17 protein-coding genes are annotated in these 16,769 nt (G+C 71.6%); 4 read left to right on the top strand and 13 right to left on the bottom strand.

Features of this window, described 5'->3' with window-relative positions; translation table 11 throughout:
- Positions 1 to 214 precede the first annotated feature (214 nt).
- Genes OG562_RS31305 through OG562_RS31295 form a run of 3 tightly spaced genes read left to right on the top strand, consistent with a single transcriptional unit; the run spans position 215 to position 2,323 of the window.
- On the top strand, positions 215 to 856 hold the full coding sequence (locus OG562_RS31305) for a hypothetical protein (protein ID WP_266403887.1): 642 nt from the start codon (positions 215 to 217) through the stop codon (positions 854 to 856).
- Positions 853 to 1,374, top strand: coding sequence for a ferritin-like domain-containing protein (locus OG562_RS31300; RefSeq protein ID WP_266403885.1), 522 nt, complete (start codon positions 853 to 855; stop codon positions 1,372 to 1,374). The genes OG562_RS31305 and OG562_RS31300 overlap by 4 nt, the downstream gene beginning before the upstream one ends.
- Before the next feature lie 52 nt (positions 1,375 to 1,426).
- Positions 1,427 to 2,323: an aminoglycoside phosphotransferase family protein gene (locus OG562_RS31295; protein ID WP_266403884.1), complete on the top strand. Its 897-nt coding sequence runs from the start codon at positions 1,427 to 1,429 to the stop codon at positions 2,321 to 2,323.
- Here OG562_RS31295 and OG562_RS31290 read toward each other — a convergent pair.
- The 8 genes from OG562_RS31290 to OG562_RS31255 all read right to left on the bottom strand — a co-directional run bounded on the left by OG562_RS31290 (position 2,320) and on the right by OG562_RS31255 (position 9,099).
- Positions 2,320 to 2,526: a ferredoxin gene (locus OG562_RS31290; RefSeq protein WP_266403882.1), complete on the bottom strand. Its 207-nt coding sequence runs from the start codon at positions 2,524 to 2,526 to the stop codon at positions 2,320 to 2,322. The two genes, OG562_RS31295 and OG562_RS31290, sit on opposite strands and share 4 nt — an antisense overlap.
- Complete coding sequence (locus OG562_RS31285) at positions 2,527 to 3,744, bottom strand: NADH-ubiquinone oxidoreductase-F iron-sulfur binding region domain-containing protein (protein ID WP_266403880.1); 1,218 nt, start codon at positions 3,742 to 3,744, stop codon at positions 2,527 to 2,529.
- Complete coding sequence (locus OG562_RS31280) at positions 3,741 to 4,322, bottom strand: ferric reductase-like transmembrane domain-containing protein (RefSeq protein WP_266403878.1); 582 nt, start codon at positions 4,320 to 4,322, stop codon at positions 3,741 to 3,743. Before OG562_RS31280 ends, OG562_RS31285 begins: the two co-directional genes overlap by 4 nt.
- Entirely contained in the window at positions 4,319 to 5,284 is a 966-nt protein-coding gene (locus OG562_RS31275; protein ID WP_266403875.1) for an FAD:protein FMN transferase, read from the bottom strand. Before OG562_RS31275 ends, OG562_RS31280 begins: the two co-directional genes overlap by 4 nt.
- On the bottom strand, positions 5,284 to 5,697 hold the full coding sequence (locus OG562_RS31270) for a hypothetical protein (protein WP_266403872.1): 414 nt from the start codon (positions 5,695 to 5,697) through the stop codon (positions 5,284 to 5,286). Before OG562_RS31270 ends, OG562_RS31275 begins: the two co-directional genes overlap by 1 nt.
- Before the next feature lie 139 nt (positions 5,698 to 5,836).
- The gene (locus OG562_RS31265; protein ID WP_266403870.1) at positions 5,837 to 7,543 is read right to left on the bottom strand and encodes a proline--tRNA ligase; all 1,707 of its coding nucleotides are present in this window, start codon (positions 7,541 to 7,543) and stop codon (positions 5,837 to 5,839) included.
- Between the two features lie 107 nt (positions 7,544 to 7,650).
- On the bottom strand, positions 7,651 to 8,181 hold the full coding sequence (locus OG562_RS31260; RefSeq protein ID WP_266403867.1) for a GNAT family N-acetyltransferase: 531 nt from the start codon (positions 8,179 to 8,181) through the stop codon (positions 7,651 to 7,653).
- 69 nt (positions 8,182 to 8,250) lie between these two features.
- Positions 8,251 to 9,099, bottom strand: a complete 849-nt coding sequence (locus tag OG562_RS31255) for a GNAT family N-acetyltransferase (RefSeq protein ID WP_266403864.1) — start codon at positions 9,097 to 9,099, stop codon at positions 8,251 to 8,253.
- A gap of 191 nt (positions 9,100 to 9,290) precedes the next feature.
- On the opposite strand from OG562_RS31255, the gene OG562_RS31250 reads away from it, so the two are divergent.
- Positions 9,291 to 9,647 carry a hypothetical protein gene (locus OG562_RS31250; protein WP_266403861.1) on the top strand — a complete coding sequence of 119 codons (357 nt, stop codon included), beginning with the start codon at positions 9,291 to 9,293 and terminating at the stop codon, positions 9,645 to 9,647.
- A gap of 12 nt (positions 9,648 to 9,659) precedes the next feature.
- On the opposite strand, the gene ispG is transcribed toward OG562_RS31250, so the two are convergent.
- The 5 genes from ispG to OG562_RS31225 all read right to left on the bottom strand — a co-directional run bounded on the left by ispG (position 9,660) and on the right by OG562_RS31225 (position 16,685).
- Positions 9,660 to 10,817 carry a flavodoxin-dependent (E)-4-hydroxy-3-methylbut-2-enyl-diphosphate synthase gene (gene ispG, locus OG562_RS31245; RefSeq protein WP_266403858.1) on the bottom strand — a complete coding sequence of 386 codons (1,158 nt, stop codon included), beginning with the start codon at positions 10,815 to 10,817 and terminating at the stop codon, positions 9,660 to 9,662.
- 204 nt (positions 10,818 to 11,021) lie between these two features.
- Positions 11,022 to 12,326, bottom strand: a complete 1,305-nt coding sequence (locus OG562_RS31240; protein WP_266403856.1) for an RIP metalloprotease — start codon at positions 12,324 to 12,326, stop codon at positions 11,022 to 11,024.
- Complete coding sequence (gene dxr / locus OG562_RS31235) at positions 12,323 to 13,606, bottom strand: 1-deoxy-D-xylulose-5-phosphate reductoisomerase (RefSeq protein WP_266403853.1); 1,284 nt, start codon at positions 13,604 to 13,606, stop codon at positions 12,323 to 12,325. Before dxr ends, OG562_RS31240 begins: the two co-directional genes overlap by 4 nt.
- Positions 13,607 to 13,793: 187 nt before the next feature.
- Positions 13,794 to 15,731: an acyl-CoA dehydrogenase family protein gene (locus OG562_RS31230; RefSeq protein WP_266403851.1), complete on the bottom strand. Its 1,938-nt coding sequence runs from the start codon at positions 15,729 to 15,731 to the stop codon at positions 13,794 to 13,796.
- 144 nt (positions 15,732 to 15,875) lie between these two features.
- The gene (locus OG562_RS31225; protein WP_266403849.1) at positions 15,876 to 16,685 is read right to left on the bottom strand and encodes an endo-1,4-beta-glucanase; all 810 of its coding nucleotides are present in this window, start codon (positions 16,683 to 16,685) and stop codon (positions 15,876 to 15,878) included.
- Between the last annotated feature and the right edge of the window lie 84 nt (positions 16,686 to 16,769).

The raw sequence follows: 16,769 nt of genomic DNA, 5'->3' as shown, positions 1-16,769 counted from the left end.
TTGTGGGTTGGATCGCGTGTCTGGTCAAAGGGTATCCGGTCGCGAGGAGTGTTGCCGTCCACCTGTGCACGGAGGGTGGCGAAGGGGTGCCCTCGGGTGGCGCCCGACGGTGCCGCTGAGCGCCGCGGGACGGGTGCGCGGGTACGGTGATCGCGGGCCCGCCGCCCACTGGTCCGCCCCCTGGTTCCGTACGAGTTCTCCGAGGACGTCTGCCGTGCCGTTCCCCCTGCCCTCGCGCACCCCGTCGGGGCCGCGCAGAAGATCCCTGCTCGCGTCGGCCGCCGGGGCCGCGCTGCTGGTGGGCTGCTCGTCCGCCGGCGAGAACGGCGCGGACACAGCGGGCGCCGCGAGCGGCAGCCCGTCGGTCACCGAGCGGGCACGCACGCGTGCGGCCCAGGACAGCGACGCTCTGTTGCGGCGCTACGACGCCGTCCTCGCCGTCCATCCGGCGCTGGCGCGGCGGCTGGGACCGCTGCGGGCGGAGGTCGCGGCGCACGTGGAGGCGTTCGGCGGCGTCGGGAACGGAAGCGGGAAGACGTCCGCGCCCCCGTCGGCCTCGAACTCCCCGTCCGCTTCTGCTTCTCTTTCCGCTTCTCCTTCTGGCGCCCCTTCTGGTGCTCCTTCCGCTTCTCCTTCTAGTGCTCCTTCTACGAGTCCTGTGGGCACGCCTGCTGCCACGACGGCCCCCGGGACCGAGAAGGAGGCCCTCGTGGGTCTCGCCGCCGCCGAGCGGACGCTCGCCGACCGCCGGGCCACGACCCTGCTGGAGGTGCCCGGCGAGCTGGCCCGGCTGCTGGCGTCGGTGGCGGCCGCCGGGGCGGCGCACGCGTATCTGTTGACGGAGGGGACCCGATGAGCAAAGCGACGAGCACGCCGACCAGCGCGGAGACGAGCGCCCAGTCGACCGCGCTGCAAGCGGCGCTGGCCGCAGAGCACGCCGCGGTGTACGGGTACGGGGTCGTCGGCGGCCGGATCGGCGAAGAGCGGCGCACCGAGGCGCGGGCCGCCTACGACGCGCACCGGGCGCGCCGGGACGCGCTGGTGCGCGAAGTGCGTGACCTGGGCGCCGAGCCGGTCGCCGCGAGCGCCGCGTACGCGCTGCCGTTCGCGGTGGCGGACTCCGCCGCGGCCGTACGGCTCGCCGCCGAGCTGGAGGACCGGGTGGCCGGGGTCTACTCCGACCTGGTGCGGGCGGCCGGGGAGAAGCGGCGCGCGGAGGCCGCCGGGGCGTTGCGGGAGGCGGCGGTCCGGGCGGTGCGCTGGCGCGGGGGGAGCGTACCCTTCCCAGGTCTCGCCGAACGGAACGGTAAGAATTCGGCCACGTCCGGGATCCCGGCCTCCCCGGGGGCGGCTTCGGCGACACCGACCGCGTAACCGGGAGCAGGACCGGGAACTGGACCGGGAGCAGGAAGGGAACGACTCGCGCATGGCTTTCGAACCGCCGCACCGTCTGGTCAGGGCGCTCGGCGAATCGGCACCGGACGGTGACGGCTGGTTGGAGAAGCTGCCGGAGGCGGCTCGACAGGCCGTCGCTCTACGCGAGTTGACCGTCGAGCGGGTGCAGGTGCCGGGCGGCCGGACGAGCCTGGTCGTGCTGGTCCGGCGCGCGGACGGGACGCCTGCCGTGCTGAAGCTGGCCCCTCCGCGGTTCCGGCCGGCGGCGGAGCGGGCCGCGCTCGCCCACTGGGCCGGGCTGGGCGCCGTACAGCTGGTGGAGGGGCCGGGGGGTGACGGGGGGATGTTGTTGGAACGGCTGCATCCGGATGTGTCGGTGCGGTCGCTGGCCGAGGCGAAGGCGTTGCTGGAGGCTGCGGGGACGCTGCGGCGGCTGTGGGTGGAGCCCCCGGCCGGCGGCGGTTTCGAGACAGTGGCCGAGCGGACCGGGCGGCAGGCCGAGGCCATGCGGGCGACTGCCGTCGGCTCCGAGGTGGGTGTGCTGGTGGACGCGGCTCTCTCCGCCCGGGAGGAGTTGGTGGGGGCGGCGACTGAGGTGCGGTTGCTGCATGGGACGTTTCGGCAGAGCAAGGTTCTCGCCGGTGAGCGGGCGCCATGGCTGGCCGTGGGGCCGGATCCGGTGGTCGGCGAGTGTGCGTTCGATCTGGCTCGGTTGGTGCGGGATCGGGTGGAGGATCTGATCGCTTCGCCGTCGGGCGCGGCGCATTGCCGCCGGCGGGTCAAGCGGCTGGCCGAGTCGTTGGAGCTCGATCAGGAGAGGGTGCGGGGGTGGACGCTGTTTCGGGCTGTGGAGTCTGGTGTGCGGGCACTGCGCGTGGGGCGGGTCAGGGATGCCGAGTTGTTGCTGGAGTTTGCCGGGTGGCTCTAGCGCGCCGCCAACTTCAAAGCCAGGACCGGGCAGTCCGCTGCTGCTCTGCGGGCCCGTTTTGTCGTGCGGGGCGGGACGGGAGTGCCGTTGACGATGGGGTAGCCCCACTCGTCCAGGGTGATGTGGTCGGGGAGGAGTTCCGCGCACAGGCCGTGGGCCTGGCAGGACGTCCAGTCGACGTCGATGGTCATGGGCTGGTCCATTCAGGCCTCCTGAGGGATCGGCAGCAGAGGCGTGCGGTCGGTGGCCGTGCAACGGCCGTGGGCGTGGGCGTCCGCCTCGGCGGCGAAGGTGGTCAGGGCGCTGCGGACCAGGCGGACCGTGCCGTCGGGGTGGTGGCAGGCGCCGCGGCCCTCGACGAGGCCCGACCAGCGGGCGAGGTCGGCGCGGACGGTGCCCTGGGGGCCCGGGGCGGCGAGGGTGCGGAAGGCGGTGGCGATGCGGGGCAGGCCGTTGAGGCAGGGGCCGCACTGGCCGGCCGACTGCAGGGCGAGGTAGCGCAGGACGCGGGCGGTCTCGGCGAGGCCGCACCGGCCGACGGGCAGCGCGGCGAGGACACCGGCGCCCAGGTAGCTTGAGTCGACGGTGAGTTGGGCCGCCTCCGGGGCGGGGATCCAGGTGCCGTGGTAGCCGCCGACGAGGACCGCCTGGGCGCCCTCCAGCGGCAGCAGCCGCCCGATCGGCAGACCGTACGGAGCCTCGATGACCCGGGGTTCGCGGCCGGCCGCATGGACCGTGCACAGGGCGCTGCCCGGCTGGGTCGGGGTGCCTGCAGTGCGGTACCAGTCGGCGCCGTAGCGGGCGACGAGGGCGAGGTGGGCGAGGGTCTCGACGTTCTGCACCAGGGTCGGGGCCCGGTGCACCCCGCGTTCGCGGACGGGCGGGCGCTGGTGCGTGGGCAGGGCCGCGCCGCCGGAGACGTACTGCGCGAGGGCGGAGGCCTGGCCCGAGAGGAACGACTTGGGCAGCCGGACGACCTTGACGGGCAGCGGGTCGGCGGTGCGCTGGGCGAGGACGGATTCCAGCCAGGTCGCGCCGTCCTCCACGGCGAGGTGCGCCTCCCCCGCGCCGACCGCGTGGGCCGCGACCTGCAACCCGTCGAGCACGAGGTGGGGCGAGAGCCGCAGCAGCGTCTTGTCCTTGCGGCTGGCCGGCTCCCCCTCCGCGCCGTTGGCCACGACCACCGGGGTCCGTCCGGTGCGGCGGCCCGCCTCGGCCACGGCGACGAGCTTGCGGTACGTCGGGAAGGCGGCTCCGCCGTGCCCGGTGAGCCCGGACTCGGCGACCGTGCGCAGAACAGCGTCGGGATCGCCGTACGCCAGCGGGCCGTAGCGCTGCTGGTGGGTGGGGAGGTCGGCCGGGGCCGCGCCGGGGGCGAGGAGCCGGGGGGACATGTACAGGTCGGGGAAGGTCGCGGTCACGGTCGGGCTCCTTCGGCGGTGCGCAGGAGGGCCGCGGGGGTGCGGCGGGCGGCGCGGGCGGCTTGGGCGAGGCGGGCGGCGACGGCGGCGACGGCGGTCGCCACGCAGGCGACGGTCAGCCAGGTCATCCAGTCGGCTTCGGTGTCCGTGCCGATGCCGATGCCGTGCACGAGGGCGACCGGCCAGGAGGCGTACGCCAGCCAGTGGACGGCCCGCCAGGCGCGGTGGCCGAGGCGTTCGCGCAGCAGGCTGGTGACCAGGACGGCGAGCATCAGGTCGAGGGCGACCGTGCCGAGGCCCAGCCAGAGGGGCTGGTAGTCGGAGACGAAGGGGATCAGGACGTCGACGACCGTGATGTTCACATAGCTGTCCACGATCGCCGTGGTGATGTGCAGGGCCAGGAACGCGGTCGCGGAGAGGGAGAGGGTGCGGTGCAGGCTCATCGTGCCGAACCGGGGGAGCCCCGGGAGCCGGGTTCTCAGTCGGACCGCTATGCCCAGCAGGACGACGATCGTGAAGAGGACGAGGCACACGGCGCCGGTGGCGCGGTTGGCGTACCAGAGGGTCTCGGAGGTCATGCCGCGGCCTCCAGGGTGGTGGTGGGCCAGCCCGGTGTGGTGACGACCGTGCCGTTCTGCGCCACCAGGCGGGCCGGGAGGCCGCGGCGGGTCAGCCAGCGTTCCGCGCCCGCCCCCTTGACCAGGGCCGCCGTGCTCGCCGCGTTGGCGTCGGCGCAGGTCGCGGCGGCGACGGAGACGGTTCGCCAGGGGGAACGGACGGGCAGGCCGGTGCGCGGGTCGACGATGTGGTGCAGGTCGTGGCCGCCGCGCCGCCAGCGCCGGGCGGTGGTGCCGGAGGTGGCCAGGCCGCCGCTGCGCAGCCCGACGGTGGCGTACGGGCCCTGCGCGGGCGTCTCGTCGACCGCGCCGGTGACGTCCTGGACGCGGATCTGCCAGCCGCCCGCCGGGGGCTCCCCGGCGACGGCCGTGTCGCCGCCCAGGCTGACCAGGACCCCGCAGCCGGCCGCCTCGGCCAGCATCGTCGCGGCCCGGTCGGCGGCCCAGGCCTTGGCGGTGGCGCCCAGGTCGAGCCGGACGCCCTCGGGGACGGTGACCGTGCCGGTGGCGCGGTCGAGGTGCACGGCGCGCCAGCCCGGGGTGCGGCGCACGGTGAGCCGGACCGGGCGGTCGTCCTCGCTCACCAGCGTGAAGTCGCGGTCGTAGCCGATCGCGGCCATCGCGGAGCCCACGGTCGGGTCCACGGTCCCGTCGGTCGTCTCGGCGGCGCGCAGCGCGACCGTGAGGGCCTCGGCGAGCAGGGGGCTGACCCGGACCGGGCGGCCGGCGGTGGCGTCCAGGGCGGCCAGTTCGGAGTCGGCGCGGAAGCGGCTGCAGGCCGCGTCGACCTCGGCGAGGTGCCGGGCGAGGAGCAGGTTGCAGGACTCCAGCAGGGCCGGGTCGGTGACGACCAGGCGGACGGTGGTGCCGAGGGCACGCCACTCGACGGCGGCCGTGGTGCGGGCGGCGAGAGGCGTGCTCATCACGACGCCCCCGAGGTGGAGTCGGCGGAGCCGCCGGAGGAGGAGGTCAGACCGCTGCCGGAGCTGGTGGAGTCAGTGGAGCCGGTCGAGCTGCCCGAGCTGTCCGAGCTGTCTGAGCTGGTCGAGCCGTCCGAGCCGCTCGAGCTGTCCGTGGACGAGCTGCTCGACGAGGAGTCCGTGCTGCTGCTGTCGTCCGTGGTGCTGGAGTCGGCGCTACCGGAGTCCGTGCCGCTGCTGGTGCTCGTGGTGCTGTTGGTCGTCGACGAGGCTGCCGCGTCGGCGTCCGCCTGCATCGTGCCGACCAGGGCGAACACCCCGGCCGCGGCGGCGAGCGTGACGGCCGCCGCGAGGGACGCCGTCCGACGGGCTCCTCTTCTGACCGCTGCCGCGGCACCTCGTTCCCTGGTGGTCATGGCCGTTCCCCTCCCTAGTGACGTTCTGTCACGTCCTAAGGTCGGGGAACAGCCTGAGAGAAGTCTGTGAGGCGGCCATACGCCTCGACAGAAGTCTCTGAGAGGTTTCTTTAAGCGGTGCGGCCGCGGTGAGGTTTCCTCAGGCGGTCGTGAGGCGGGCGATCGCCTCGTCGACCGTGAGCTCCTCGCGCTCGCCGGTGCGACGGTCCTTCAGCTCCAGGACGCCCTCGGCGCTGCGTCGGCCCGCGACCAGGATCTTCGGCACGCCGATCAGCTCGGAGTCGGTGAACTTCACGCCCGGGGAGACCCCGGCCCGGTCGTCGACCAGGACGCGCAGGCCGGCGGCGCGCAGCTTCTCGGAGACCTCCAGCGCCAGCTCGGTCTGCAGGGCCTTGCCTGCGGCGACGACGTGGACGTCGGCCGGGGCGACCTCGGCGGGCCAGCACAGGCCCTTGTCGTCGGCGCTCTGCTCGGCGAGGGCCGCGACCGCGCGGGAGACGCCGATGCCGTAGGAGCCCATGGTGACGCGGACCGGCTTGCCGTGCTGGCCGAGGACGTCGAGCTTGAGGGCGTCGGCGTACTTGCGGCCCAGCTGGAAGATGTGGCCGATCTCGATGGCGCGGTCCAGCTTGAGGCCGGTGCCGCAGTGGGGGCAGGGGTCACCCTCCTGGACGACCACGGCGTCGACGTACTCGCCGACCTCGAAGTCACGGCCCGCGACGACGTTCTTCGCGTGCGTGTTCTCCTTGTTGGCGCCGGTGATCCAGGAGGTGCCGGGGGCCACCCGCGGGTCGGCGATGTACCTGACCTTCTCGCCCAGGCCCTGCGGGCCGACGTAGCCGCGGACCAGGTCCGGGCGGCCCACGAAGTCCTCGGCGGTGACCAGCTCGACGGCGGCGGGCGCGAAGTGCGCCTCGACCTTGCCCAGGTCGACCTCGCGGTCGCCGGGGACGCCCACGGCCACGATCTCGCCGTCGACCTTCACCAGCAGGTTCTTCAGGGTCGCGGAGGCCGGGACGCCGAGGGAGGCGGCGAGGGTCTCGATGGTGGGGGTGTCGGGGGTCGGGATCTCCTCGAGAGCGGCCACGCCGTCGGCGTCCACCGGCTTCAACTCGTACGTGATCGCCTCGGTGTTGGCCGCGAAGTCGCAGTTCGGGCAGTCGGCGAAGGTGTCCTCGCCGGCCTCGGCCGGGGCGAGGAACTCCTCCGACTTCGAGCCGCCCATCGCGCCCGCGGTCGCCGCGCAGATGCGGTAGTCCAGGCCCAGACGCTCGAACACCTTCTGGTACGCCTGGCGGTGCAGGGCGTAGGAGTGGGCGAGGCCCTCGTCCTCGGTGTCGAAGGAGTAGGAGTCCTTCATGAGGAACTCACGGCCGCGCAGGATGCCCGCGCGGGGGCGGGCCTCGTCGCGGAACTTGGTCTGGATCTGGTAGAGGATGACCGGGAGGTCCTTGTAGGAGGACGCCTGGTCCTTCACGATCAGCGTGAAGATCTCCTCGTGGGTGGGGCCGAGGAGGTAGTCGCCGCCCTTGCGGTCCTTCAGACGGAACAGCTCCGGGCCGTACTCGTCCCAGCGGCCGGTCGCCTCGTACGGCTCACGCGGCAGCAGGGCGGGGAGGCTGACCTCCTGGGCGCCGATCGCGTCCATCTCCTCGCGGACGATTCGCTCCACGTTGGCCAGGACCTTCTTGCCCAGGGGCAGCCAGGACCAGATGCCGGCGGCGGTGCGGCGGACGTAGCCGGCGCGGACGAGGAGCTTGTGGCTGAGCACCTCGGCGTCCGCGGGGTCGTCGCGCAGCGTCTTCGCCATCAACTGGGACATGCGCTGGACCGGTGCGTTCGCCATGGTTCTCGTACTCCTGCCGATGGGGGTCCCCCCGCTCGGGCGAAGCCGAGAGCGGGGGAGGGTGTTGGCAGGAGGTTAACCGGGAGCGCGGCGTGGCCGGTAATCCGTCAGGGACGGCGCAGGGGCAGCGGGGCGCCCATCACCGCGTAGGGGCGGGGGGCGCTCGGGAAGAGGACGCGGCGGGCGAGGTCCTGGTACCCGAGGGAGCGGTAGAGGGCCCGGGCGGGGCTCTCGGTGTCGATCGCCGAGAGGATCGAGCGGGGTTCGCTCGCCGTGTCGGTGATCGTGGTGATCAGGGCCCGGCCCACGCCGCGGTTCTGGTGGGCGGGGTGGACGTGGAGTTCCGTGATGACGAAGGAGTCGTCGAGCCACTCCTCGTTGCCCTGGGCGCGGAGGTAGGGCTGGACGACGGTGGACCACCAGTGGACGCGGTCGTTGGGCATGCCGTAGACGAAGCCCACGAGGGCGTCTCCGACGGTTGCTCCGAAGGATCTCGCGCCCGGGTTCGTCATATGGCGCAGGACGATCTGTCGGCGTACGGCCACCTCGTCGGGGCCGAGGCCGAAGGCGACCGCTTGGACGGCCAGGGCCTCGTCCACGCGGGCAGGAAGGTCCAAGGCGCCGATGACGAGGTCCATGGCGGGGAGCCTACAGGGGGGTTGCTCCGGTCTGCCGAGTGCGGCCCGTCGTGGCCGGTCGTGCAGTCTTCAGAACAGGATGCTCATGAACTCGCCCACCTCTTGGAAGCCCACCCTTCTGTACGTGCGCCTCGCCGACGTGTTGAAGTCGTTCACGTACAGACTCACCAGCGGGGCCACGTCCGCGAGCGCGTAGCGGAGTACGGCCGCCATTCCTGGGGCGGCCAGGCCCCTCCCCCGGTACTCGGGGGCCACCCACACGCCCTGGATCTGGCAGGCCTGGGTCGTCGCCGCGCCGATCTCGGCCTTGAAGACGACCCTGCCGTGGTCGTCGAGGCGGGCGAAGGAGCGGCCGGAGCCGACCAGTTCGGCGACCCGGGCCTGGTACAGGAGTCCGCCGTCGCCGACCATCGGGGAGACGCCGACCTCCTCGGTGAACATCGCCACGCACGCCGGCATGATCGTTTCCATCTCGTCCTTGCGGATGCGGCGGACGTAGGGATCCGGGGCGACGTCGGTCGGCATCCGGTCGGTGACCATCAGCGGCTGGTGCGCGCGGACCTCGCGGGCGGAGCCCCAGTGAGGTTCGAGGAGGCGCCAGAGCAGGGCGGTCGGCTCGGCGGGGCCGACGATGGAGGAGCAGCGGCGGCCCGCCCGGCGGGCGCGGTCGGCGAAGGCGCGTACGGCGCGCGGGGTGGCGCAGATCGGGACGAGGTTCGCGCCCGCATAGCAGAGGGACGTCAGCATGCCGTCCTCGTACCAGCCCCACATCTCGCCGCCGAGCCGCCAGGGGTCCAGGCCCGCGACCTGGACGCGGGAGGTCACGAAGGCGTTGGCGACCGGCTCACGGTCGAGGACGACTAGCGCGGCGTCCAGGTCGCTCGGTTCGAGGACCCGGGAGGTGGTCTGGGTCAACACGTGCGGGGCCTCACACTCAGGTCTGCTTGATCTCCGCACTGTACCTGCGGAAGCTTGGGTGCGCCGCCCTGTGTGTGGGCCCCTGTTCACAGGTGGGCGTCTGCTGGTGTCGCCGTCCTCTGGGGGCTGCCGCCCCCAGACCCCCGCTTCGGCCCTGAACGGGCCTCGTCCTCAAACGCCGGACGGGCTGGATGATGCCGACCGGCGCTGAAAAGCTCGGCGCCCTCGTCCTCGAACGCCCGACAGACTCGATGACGCCTACCAGCACTGGAAAGCTCGGCGCCCTCGTCCTCGAACGCCCGACGGGCTGGATGATGCCGACCGGCGCTGAAAAGCTCGGCGCCCTCGTCCTCGAACGCCCGACAGACTCGATGACGCCTACCAGCACTGGAAAGCTCGGCGCCCTCGTCCTCGAACGCCCGACGGGCTGGATGATGCCGACCGGCGCTGGAAAAATCGGCGCCCTCGTCCTCGAACGCCCGACAGACTCGATGACGCCGACAGGCCGGATGATGGCGGCCTGTCGGATGATGCCGGCCTGTCGCTGAGGGGACGTCTTCTCAGCCTGCCACTGCCACGGACGGCTCGCCGGAGGGGACTCCGGCCGCCTCCATCTGTTCGGCCAGCTTCATGGCCTCCTCGATGAGGGTCTCGACGATCTTGGACTCAGGGACGGTCTTGATGACCTCGCCCTTGACGAAGATCTGGCCCTTGCCGTTGCCGGAGGCGACGCCGAGGTCGGCCTCGCGGGCCTCGCCGGGGCCGTTGACGACGCAGCCCATGACGGCGACGCGCAGCGGGACCTCCATGCCGGTCAGGCCGGCGGTGACCTCTTCGGCGAGCTTGTAGACGTCGACCTGGGCGCGGCCGCAGGACGGGCAGGAGACGATCTCCAGGCCGCGCTGCTTGAGGTTGAGGGACTCCAGGATCTGGTTGCCGACCTTGACCTCCTCGACCGGCGGGGCCGAGAGGGAGACCCGGATCGTGTCGCCGATGCCCTGGGAGAGCAGGGCTCCGAAGGCGACCGCCGACTTGATCGTGCCCTGGAAGGCCGGGCCGGCCTCCGTGACGCCGAGGTGGAGGGGGTAGTCGCTCTGGGCGGCGAGCTGCCGGTACGCCTCGATCATGATGACCGGGTCGTTGTGCTTGACGGAGATCTTGATGTCCCGGAAGCCGTGCTCCTCGAAGAGGGACGCCTCCCAGAGGGCGGACTCGACGAGCGCCTCGGGGGTCGCCTTGCCGTACTTCTGCAGGAGCCGACGGTCCAGGGAGCCCGCGTTCACGCCGATGCGGATCGGGGTGGCGTGGTCGTTCGCCGCCTGGGCGATCTCCTTGACCTTGTCGTCGAACTGCTTGATGTTGCCGGGGTTGACGCGGACCGCGGCGCAGCCGGCCTCGATCGCGGCGAAAACGTACTTCGGCTGGAAGTGGATGTCCGCGATCACCGGGATCTGCGACTTGCGGGCGATCGTGGCGAGGGCGTCGGCGTCGTCCTGGGTGGGGCAGGCGACGCGGACGATCTGGCAGCCGGACGCGGTGAGCTCGGCGATCTGCTGGAGGGTGGCGCCGATGTCGGACGTGCGGGTCGTGGTCATCGACTGCACGGACACAGGGGCGTCGCCGCCCACCGCCACGGAGCCGACCTGGATCTTCCGGCTCTTGCGCCGCTCGGCGAGCTTGGTCGGAACGGACGGCATGCCGAGAGAAATCGCAGTCATCTGCTGTGCAACCCCAAGTCGTGGATCAAGGTCCAGGTCCCGTAGTCGGCGGGCTCCAGGCTTCGAGATTACGGCACCGGCCGGGGCGCGAGCACTCCCCCCGTCTCGAACCACTCGGCGGGGGGACCCTCGCCCGCCGTAAACCCACTCAAGGCAAGACGGCCTGGAACGTGTCGTTCCAGGCCGTCTTCGAACGCGGTGCGGCTACGAGATTCTCACGGGGTTAACGACGTCCGCGATCAGGACGAGGATCGTGAAGCAGACGAAGATCCCCGCCACCACGTAGGCCACCGGCATCAGCTTCGCCACGTCGAACGGGCCCGGGTCCGGACGGCGCAGGACCTTGGCCGTGTTGCGGCGCAGCGCCTCCCACAGGGCGCCCGCGATGTGCCCGCCGTCGAGCGGGAGCAGCGGGAGCATGTTGAAGAGGAACAGGGACAGGTTGAAGCCCGCGACCAGCATCAACGCCATCGCCAACTGCTGGGTCGCCGGGATGTCGAGGGTGAAGATCTCACCGCCGACGCGGGCCGCGCCGACGACGCCCATCGGGGAGTCGGGCTCGCGGGGGGCGCCGTCGAAGGCCGCGTTCCACAGGGCCGGGATCTTGCCGGGCAGGGCGGCGAGGGAGTCGACGGCGTCGCCCACCCGGTCGGTCATCCAGGTCACGGAGTCGCCGAAGTCCTGCTTGACGACGCCGGTGGCCGCGCTGAAGCCGAGGAAGCCGGCCTTGACGTACTCGCCCTGGACGTAGGCCCCGCTGGAGTCCTTCTTCGCGACCTGGTTGGTGGCGATCTTCGCGTGCAGGGTCACTTCCTGGCCCTTGCGGTCGACGATGATCGCGACGTCCTTGCCGGCGCTGACGCGGATGAGGTCGGAGAGCGTGCTCCAGTCGTCGGTCCGCTGTCCGTCGAAGGAGACGATCTCGTCGCCCTTCTGCATGCCCGCGGCCGCCGCCGGGGAGGCGGCGTCGGTCTTCTTGCAGGCGTCGCGGTTCTCGCTCTGGGCGATGACGCACGGCGAGACGGAGCTGACGACGTTGGTCTGCTGCTGGATGCCGAAGCCCATCAGGACGGTGAGGAACAGGGCCACCGCCAGGATCAGGTTCATGAAGGGGCCCGCGAACATGACGATGACGCGCTTCCACGGCTTGCGCGTGTAGAACATGCGGGTCTCGTCGCCCGGCTGGAGCTCCTCGTACGCGGCCGAGCGGGCGTCCTCGATCATCCCGCGCCACGGTGAGGTGGAGCGGGCCGTGACCCGGCCGTCCTCGCCGGGCGGGAACATGCCGATCATGCGGATGTAGCCGCCGAAGGGGATGGCCTTGACGCCGTACTCCGTGTCGCCCTTCTTGCGCGAGAAGATCGTCGGGCCGAAGCCGACCATGTACTGCGGCACGCGGATGCCGAAGAGCTTGGCCGTGGACAGGTGCCCCAGTTCGTGCCAGGCGATCGAGACCAGGAGGCCTACCGCGAAGACGACTATGCCGAGGATCATCATCAGGGCTGTCATGCACGCGCCTCCGCGGTAGCCGTCTCTGCCGTCTGTTGTGCCAGGTGTGCTGTCAGTTCGCGGGTCCGGGTCCGGGCCCAGGTCTCCGCTTCGAGGACGTCCGACACGGTCAGTGAAGTTCCCGTACGCGGGGCGCCGTGCTCCTCGACCACCCGTGTGACGGTCTCCATGATCCCGTTGAACGGCAGCGCGCCCGTGCGGAACGCCTCCACGCACTCCTCGTTGGCGGCATTGAACACCGCCGGGGCCGTCCCCGCGAGCTCGCCCACGTGCCGGGCGAGGCCGACCGAGGGGAACGCCTCCTCGTCGAGCGGGAAGAACTCCCACGTCGACGCCGTGCTCCAGTCGAAGGCGGGCGCCGCGTCGGGGACGCGCTGGGGCCAGCCGAGGCCGATGGCGATGGGCCCGCGCATGTCGGGGGGCGTCGCCTGGGCCAGTGTCGATCCGTCCGTGAACTCAACCATCGAGTGGACATACGACTGAGGGTGTACGACGACCTCAATGCGGTCGAAGGGAATGTCGTACAGCAGGTGCGCCTCGATGACCTCCAGACCCTTGTTGACCAGGGTCGCGGAGTTGATCGTGATCACCGGGCCCATGGACCAGGTGGGGTGGGCGAGGGCCTCCTCCACCGTGACGTTCGCCAGCTGCTCCTTCGTACGGCCGCGGAAGGGGCCGCCGGAGGCGGTGACGACCAGCTTGCGGACGTCGGCGCGGGTGCCGGCGGCCAGGGACTGGAAGAGCGCCGCGTGCTCGGAGTCCACCGGGATGATCTGCCCGGGTTCGGCGAGCGCCTTGACCAGCGGGCCGCCGACGATGAGCGACTCCTTGTTGGCGAGCGCGAGGGTGCGGCCCGCCTCCAGGGCGGCGAGGGTGGGCGCGAGGCCGATGGAGCCCGTGATGCCGTTGAGGACGGTGTGGCAGTCGGAGGCGGCGAGGTGGGTGGCGGCCTCCGGGCCCGCGAGGATCTCGGGAAGCGGCTCCCCCGCGCCGTACTCGGCGGCCAGCGCCTCGCGCAGGGCCGGTACGACGTCCTCGCGGGCGACCGCGACGGTCCGCACCCGCAGCCGGTGCGCCTGCTCGGCCAGGAGGGCGACCCGGCCGCCGTTGGCGGAGAGGCCGGTGACGCGGAAGCGGTCCGGGTTGCGCAGCACGAGGTCGATGGCCTGGGTGCCGATCGATCCCGTGCAGCCGAGGACCACCACGTCCTTCGGGCCGTCGCCCGCGACGGGATCGTAGACGAGGTGCGGGTCGGCGAGGGGGGCTGGGCTGTCGCTCATCCCCCCATTGTTGCCGCAACGGATGCGCGGGCGGACAGGGTGTCCCCTCCGAACATGGGGACACCCTGTCGACCGACGCGGACGCCCTGCCGATCCGGGTCGATCCGAGCAGAACCGCGTCGGTCTCCGGCTCGGTCTCCGCGTCGGTCTCCGGCTCGGTCTCCGGGGCGATCCGGTGGGCTACGTCTCACCCGATCGGACGGCGGACGTTCTCCCGTTCGCTCGGGCCGGGGGTCGTGTCGGCGATCCACGGGCCCTCGCCCGACGGGTCGACGACGCCTTCCTCCAGCCACTCGTAGGCGCCCGCCATGACGCCCTTGACGACCTTGCGGTCCAGGTCGTCGGTGTTGTTCCACAGGCGGGTGAAGAGCTCGTCGACACGGATGCGGGACTGGCGGCAGAAGGCGTCGGCCAGCTGGTAGGCCTCGCGGCCGTGCTCGCCCCGGGAGCGCAGCAGCTCGGCGCGCACACAGGCCGCGCTCATCGCGAACAGTTCGGCGCCGATGTCGACGATCCGGCCGAGGAAGCCCTGCTTGGTCTCCATCCGGCCCTGCCAGCGGGACATGGCGTAGAAGGTGGAGCGGGCGAGTTTGCGGGAGTGGCGTTCCACGAAGCGCAGGTGCGGGGAGAGGTCGACCCCGCCCTGCTTGAACTCCCCGTACGACGACGGCAGCTGGCCCGGTCCGGCGACCAGCTTCGGGAGCCACTTGGCGTAGAAGACGCCCGCGTTCGCGCCGGCCTTCGCCTTGTCCTGGAGAGACTTGTCGGGGTCGATGAGGTCGCCGGCGACGGTGAGGTGGGCGTCGACGGCCTCGCGGGCGATGAGGAGATGCATGATCTCCGTCGAGCCCTCGAAGATGCGGTTGATGCGCAGGTCGCGCAGGACCTGTTCGGCGGGGACCGCCCGTTCGCCGCGGGCGGCGAGCGACTCGGCGGTCTCGAAGCCGCGGCCGCCGCGGATCTGGACGAGTTCGTCGGCCATGCGCCAGCCCAGCTCGGAGGCGATGAGCTTGGCCAGCGCACCCTCGATGCGGATGTCGTTGCGGTCCTCGTCGGCCATCTGCGAGGACAGGTCGAGCACGGCCTCCAGGGCGAACGTCGTCGCCGCGATGAAGGAGATCTTCGCGCCGACCGCCTCGTGGTGGGCGATCGGCTTGCCCCACTGCTCGCGGGCCGCCGACCACTCGCGGGCGATCTTCAGGCTCCACTTGCCGGCGGCCACGCAGGATGCGGGGAGGGAGAGCCGGCCGGTGTTGAGGGTGGTGAGGGCGATCTTCAGACCCGTGCCCTCGGGGCCGATGCGGTTTGCGGCCGGCACCCGGACCTGATGGAAACGGGTGACACCGTTCTCGATGCCGCGCAGGCCCATGAAGGCGTTGCGGTGCTCGACGGTGATGCCGGGCGAGTCCGCCTCCACGACGAAGGCGGTGATGCCGCCCTTGTGTCCTTCGCTCCTGGGCACCCGGGCCATCACGACCAGCAGGTCGGCGACCACGCCGTTGGTGGTCCACAGCTTCACCCCGTCGAGGACGTAGTCGTCCCCGTCCGGCACGGCGCTGGTGGCGAGGCGCGCCGGGTCGGAGCCGACGTCCGGCTCGGTGAGGAGGAAGGCGCTGATGGCGGTGGTGGCGCAGCGCGGCAGGAACTCCTGTTTCTGCTCGGGGGTGCCGAACAGCTTCAGCGGCTGCGGTACGCCGATCGACTGGTGCGCCGAGAGCAGCACGCCGATCGCGGGGCTGGCCGAGCCCGCCAGGGCCAGCGCCTTGTTGTAGTACACCTGGGTGAGGCCGAGGCCGCCGTACTTGGGGTCGATCTTCATGCCGAGGGCGCCGAGCTCCTTGAGCCCGTTGATCACCTCGTCGGGGATCCGCGCCTCGCGCTCGATGCGGGCCGCGTCCACCTTCGTCTCGCAGAAGTCGCGGAGCTTGGCCAGGAACTGCTCACCGCGCCGTACGGCCTCGTCGGTGGGGAGCGGGTGGGGGTGGATGAGGTCGAGCCGGAAACGGCCCAGGAACAGTTCCTTGGCGAAGCTGGGCTTGCGCCAAGCCTGCTCCCGGGCGGCCTCCGCCACCTGGCGGGCCTCACGCTCGGTGACGGTGGGTTTCTTGAGGGGTGGTGCGGACATGAGGCTCACCTCGCCGCGAATCGGGATCATGGACCTGATGGGTTACCGACCGATGCCTGATCGTTTCGATGTCGGTTACCGACTGGTGCTACTCGATCGTTGGTACCCGATCCGGGACGAACCCACCACCCCTCGCGCGTCCGGTCAGCCCACGGTGACCGAGTAGGACTTCGTGTCCAGACGCCCTGTTCCCTTGAAGACCTCGGTGCCGGACTCGATGCCGGAGACGTACTTGTCGTTGCTCAGCAGCTTGCGCCGAACGAGGGCCTGGGTGAAGTCGTCGAGGTTGAGCGTGGCCTTGGTGGTGTTGGTGCGGCGGACGAAGGAGTACACCTTCCAGCCGATGTCACCCTGGTAGACGTCCCACATCGAACCGCCCAGGCTGACGCTGCCGTACTTGGCGCCCAGCGGGCCCGCGCCGCCCTGGCGGTTGAGCCAGATCATGATCTCGTCGGTGGGCTGGTCCTGCCAGTCCGCGGTGTTCTTGGTGTGCAGCCACAGGTCGTAGGCGACGTTCATGGTGCCCGGGTTCGCCGGCAGGGAGAACTCCCAGCTCGCGGTCACCTTCTTGCGGTCGCCGACCTTGATCGGCAGTCCGGTGGACGCCTTGTCGACCTTCCAGCCCCAGTGCCAGCCGAGGACCGTGCTCGCGTACGACTTCACGTCCGAGTCGGCGCCCTTGGCGCTGTTGGCCCAGGTGTAGCTGGTGCCCCAGGAGATCGTCGAGCCGGACTGGGCGTTGTCCCAGACGCACTGGCTGCCGACGCCCTTGTCCTGACCCCAGAGGTTGTTGTTCACGTAGTACTTGCCGAGCGTGACCGTGTCGAAGGCCGTGCACTTCTTGCTCGACTCGCCCGCCTGGGCGAGGGTGACGCCGGCGGCTGCCGCGAGGGCCACGACGGCGGCGGTGAAGGCCTTCGCCTTCTTCGACAGACGGGGACGGCGGTGCTGCATGGAGGTCCTTCCGGGGGCTGATCGTGCTGACGTGACTCCAGTGGCCGCCGGGCCGGAAAAGGTTGCCGTAGCGTTCTCCACCAT

This window comes from Streptomyces sp. NBC_01275 (assembly GCF_026340655.1).
Classification (GTDB): Bacteria; Actinomycetota; Actinomycetes; order Streptomycetales; family Streptomycetaceae; genus Streptomyces.
This window is presented reverse-complemented; position numbering and strand designations above follow the sequence as displayed.

Coding starts and splice junctions, on each gene's coding strand:
- OG562_RS31300 (WP_266403885.1), top strand. CDS start 853: ATGAGCAAAGCGACGAGCACGCCGACCAGCGCGGAGACGAGCGCCCAG.
- OG562_RS31295 (WP_266403884.1), top strand. CDS start 1,427: ATGGCTTTCGAACCGCCGCACCGTCTGGTCAGGGCGCTCGGCGAATCG.
- OG562_RS31290 (WP_266403882.1), bottom strand. CDS start 2,526: ATGGACCAGCCCATGACCATCGACGTCGACTGGACGTCCTGCCAGGCC.
- OG562_RS31280 (WP_266403878.1), bottom strand. CDS start 4,322: ATGACCTCCGAGACCCTCTGGTACGCCAACCGCGCCACCGGCGCCGTG.
- OG562_RS31275 (WP_266403875.1), bottom strand. CDS start 5,284: ATGAGCACGCCTCTCGCCGCCCGCACCACGGCCGCCGTCGAGTGGCGT.
- OG562_RS31270 (WP_266403872.1), bottom strand. CDS start 5,697: ATGACCACCAGGGAACGAGGTGCCGCGGCAGCGGTCAGAAGAGGAGCC.
- OG562_RS31265 (WP_266403870.1), bottom strand. CDS start 7,543: ATGGCGAACGCACCGGTCCAGCGCATGTCCCAGTTGATGGCGAAGACG.
- OG562_RS31260 (WP_266403867.1), bottom strand. CDS start 8,181: ATGGACCTCGTCATCGGCGCCTTGGACCTTCCTGCCCGCGTGGACGAG.
- OG562_RS31250 (WP_266403861.1), top strand. CDS start 9,291: ATGATGCCGACCGGCGCTGAAAAGCTCGGCGCCCTCGTCCTCGAACGC.
- ispG (WP_266403858.1), bottom strand. CDS start 10,817: ATGACTGCGATTTCTCTCGGCATGCCGTCCGTTCCGACCAAGCTCGCC.
- OG562_RS31240 (WP_266403856.1), bottom strand. CDS start 12,326: ATGACAGCCCTGATGATGATCCTCGGCATAGTCGTCTTCGCGGTAGGC.
- dxr (WP_266403853.1), bottom strand. CDS start 13,606: ATGAGCGACAGCCCAGCCCCCCTCGCCGACCCGCACCTCGTCTACGAT.
- OG562_RS31230 (WP_266403851.1), bottom strand. CDS start 15,731: ATGTCCGCACCACCCCTCAAGAAACCCACCGTCACCGAGCGTGAGGCC.
- OG562_RS31225 (WP_266403849.1), bottom strand. CDS start 16,685: ATGCAGCACCGCCGTCCCCGTCTGTCGAAGAAGGCGAAGGCCTTCACC.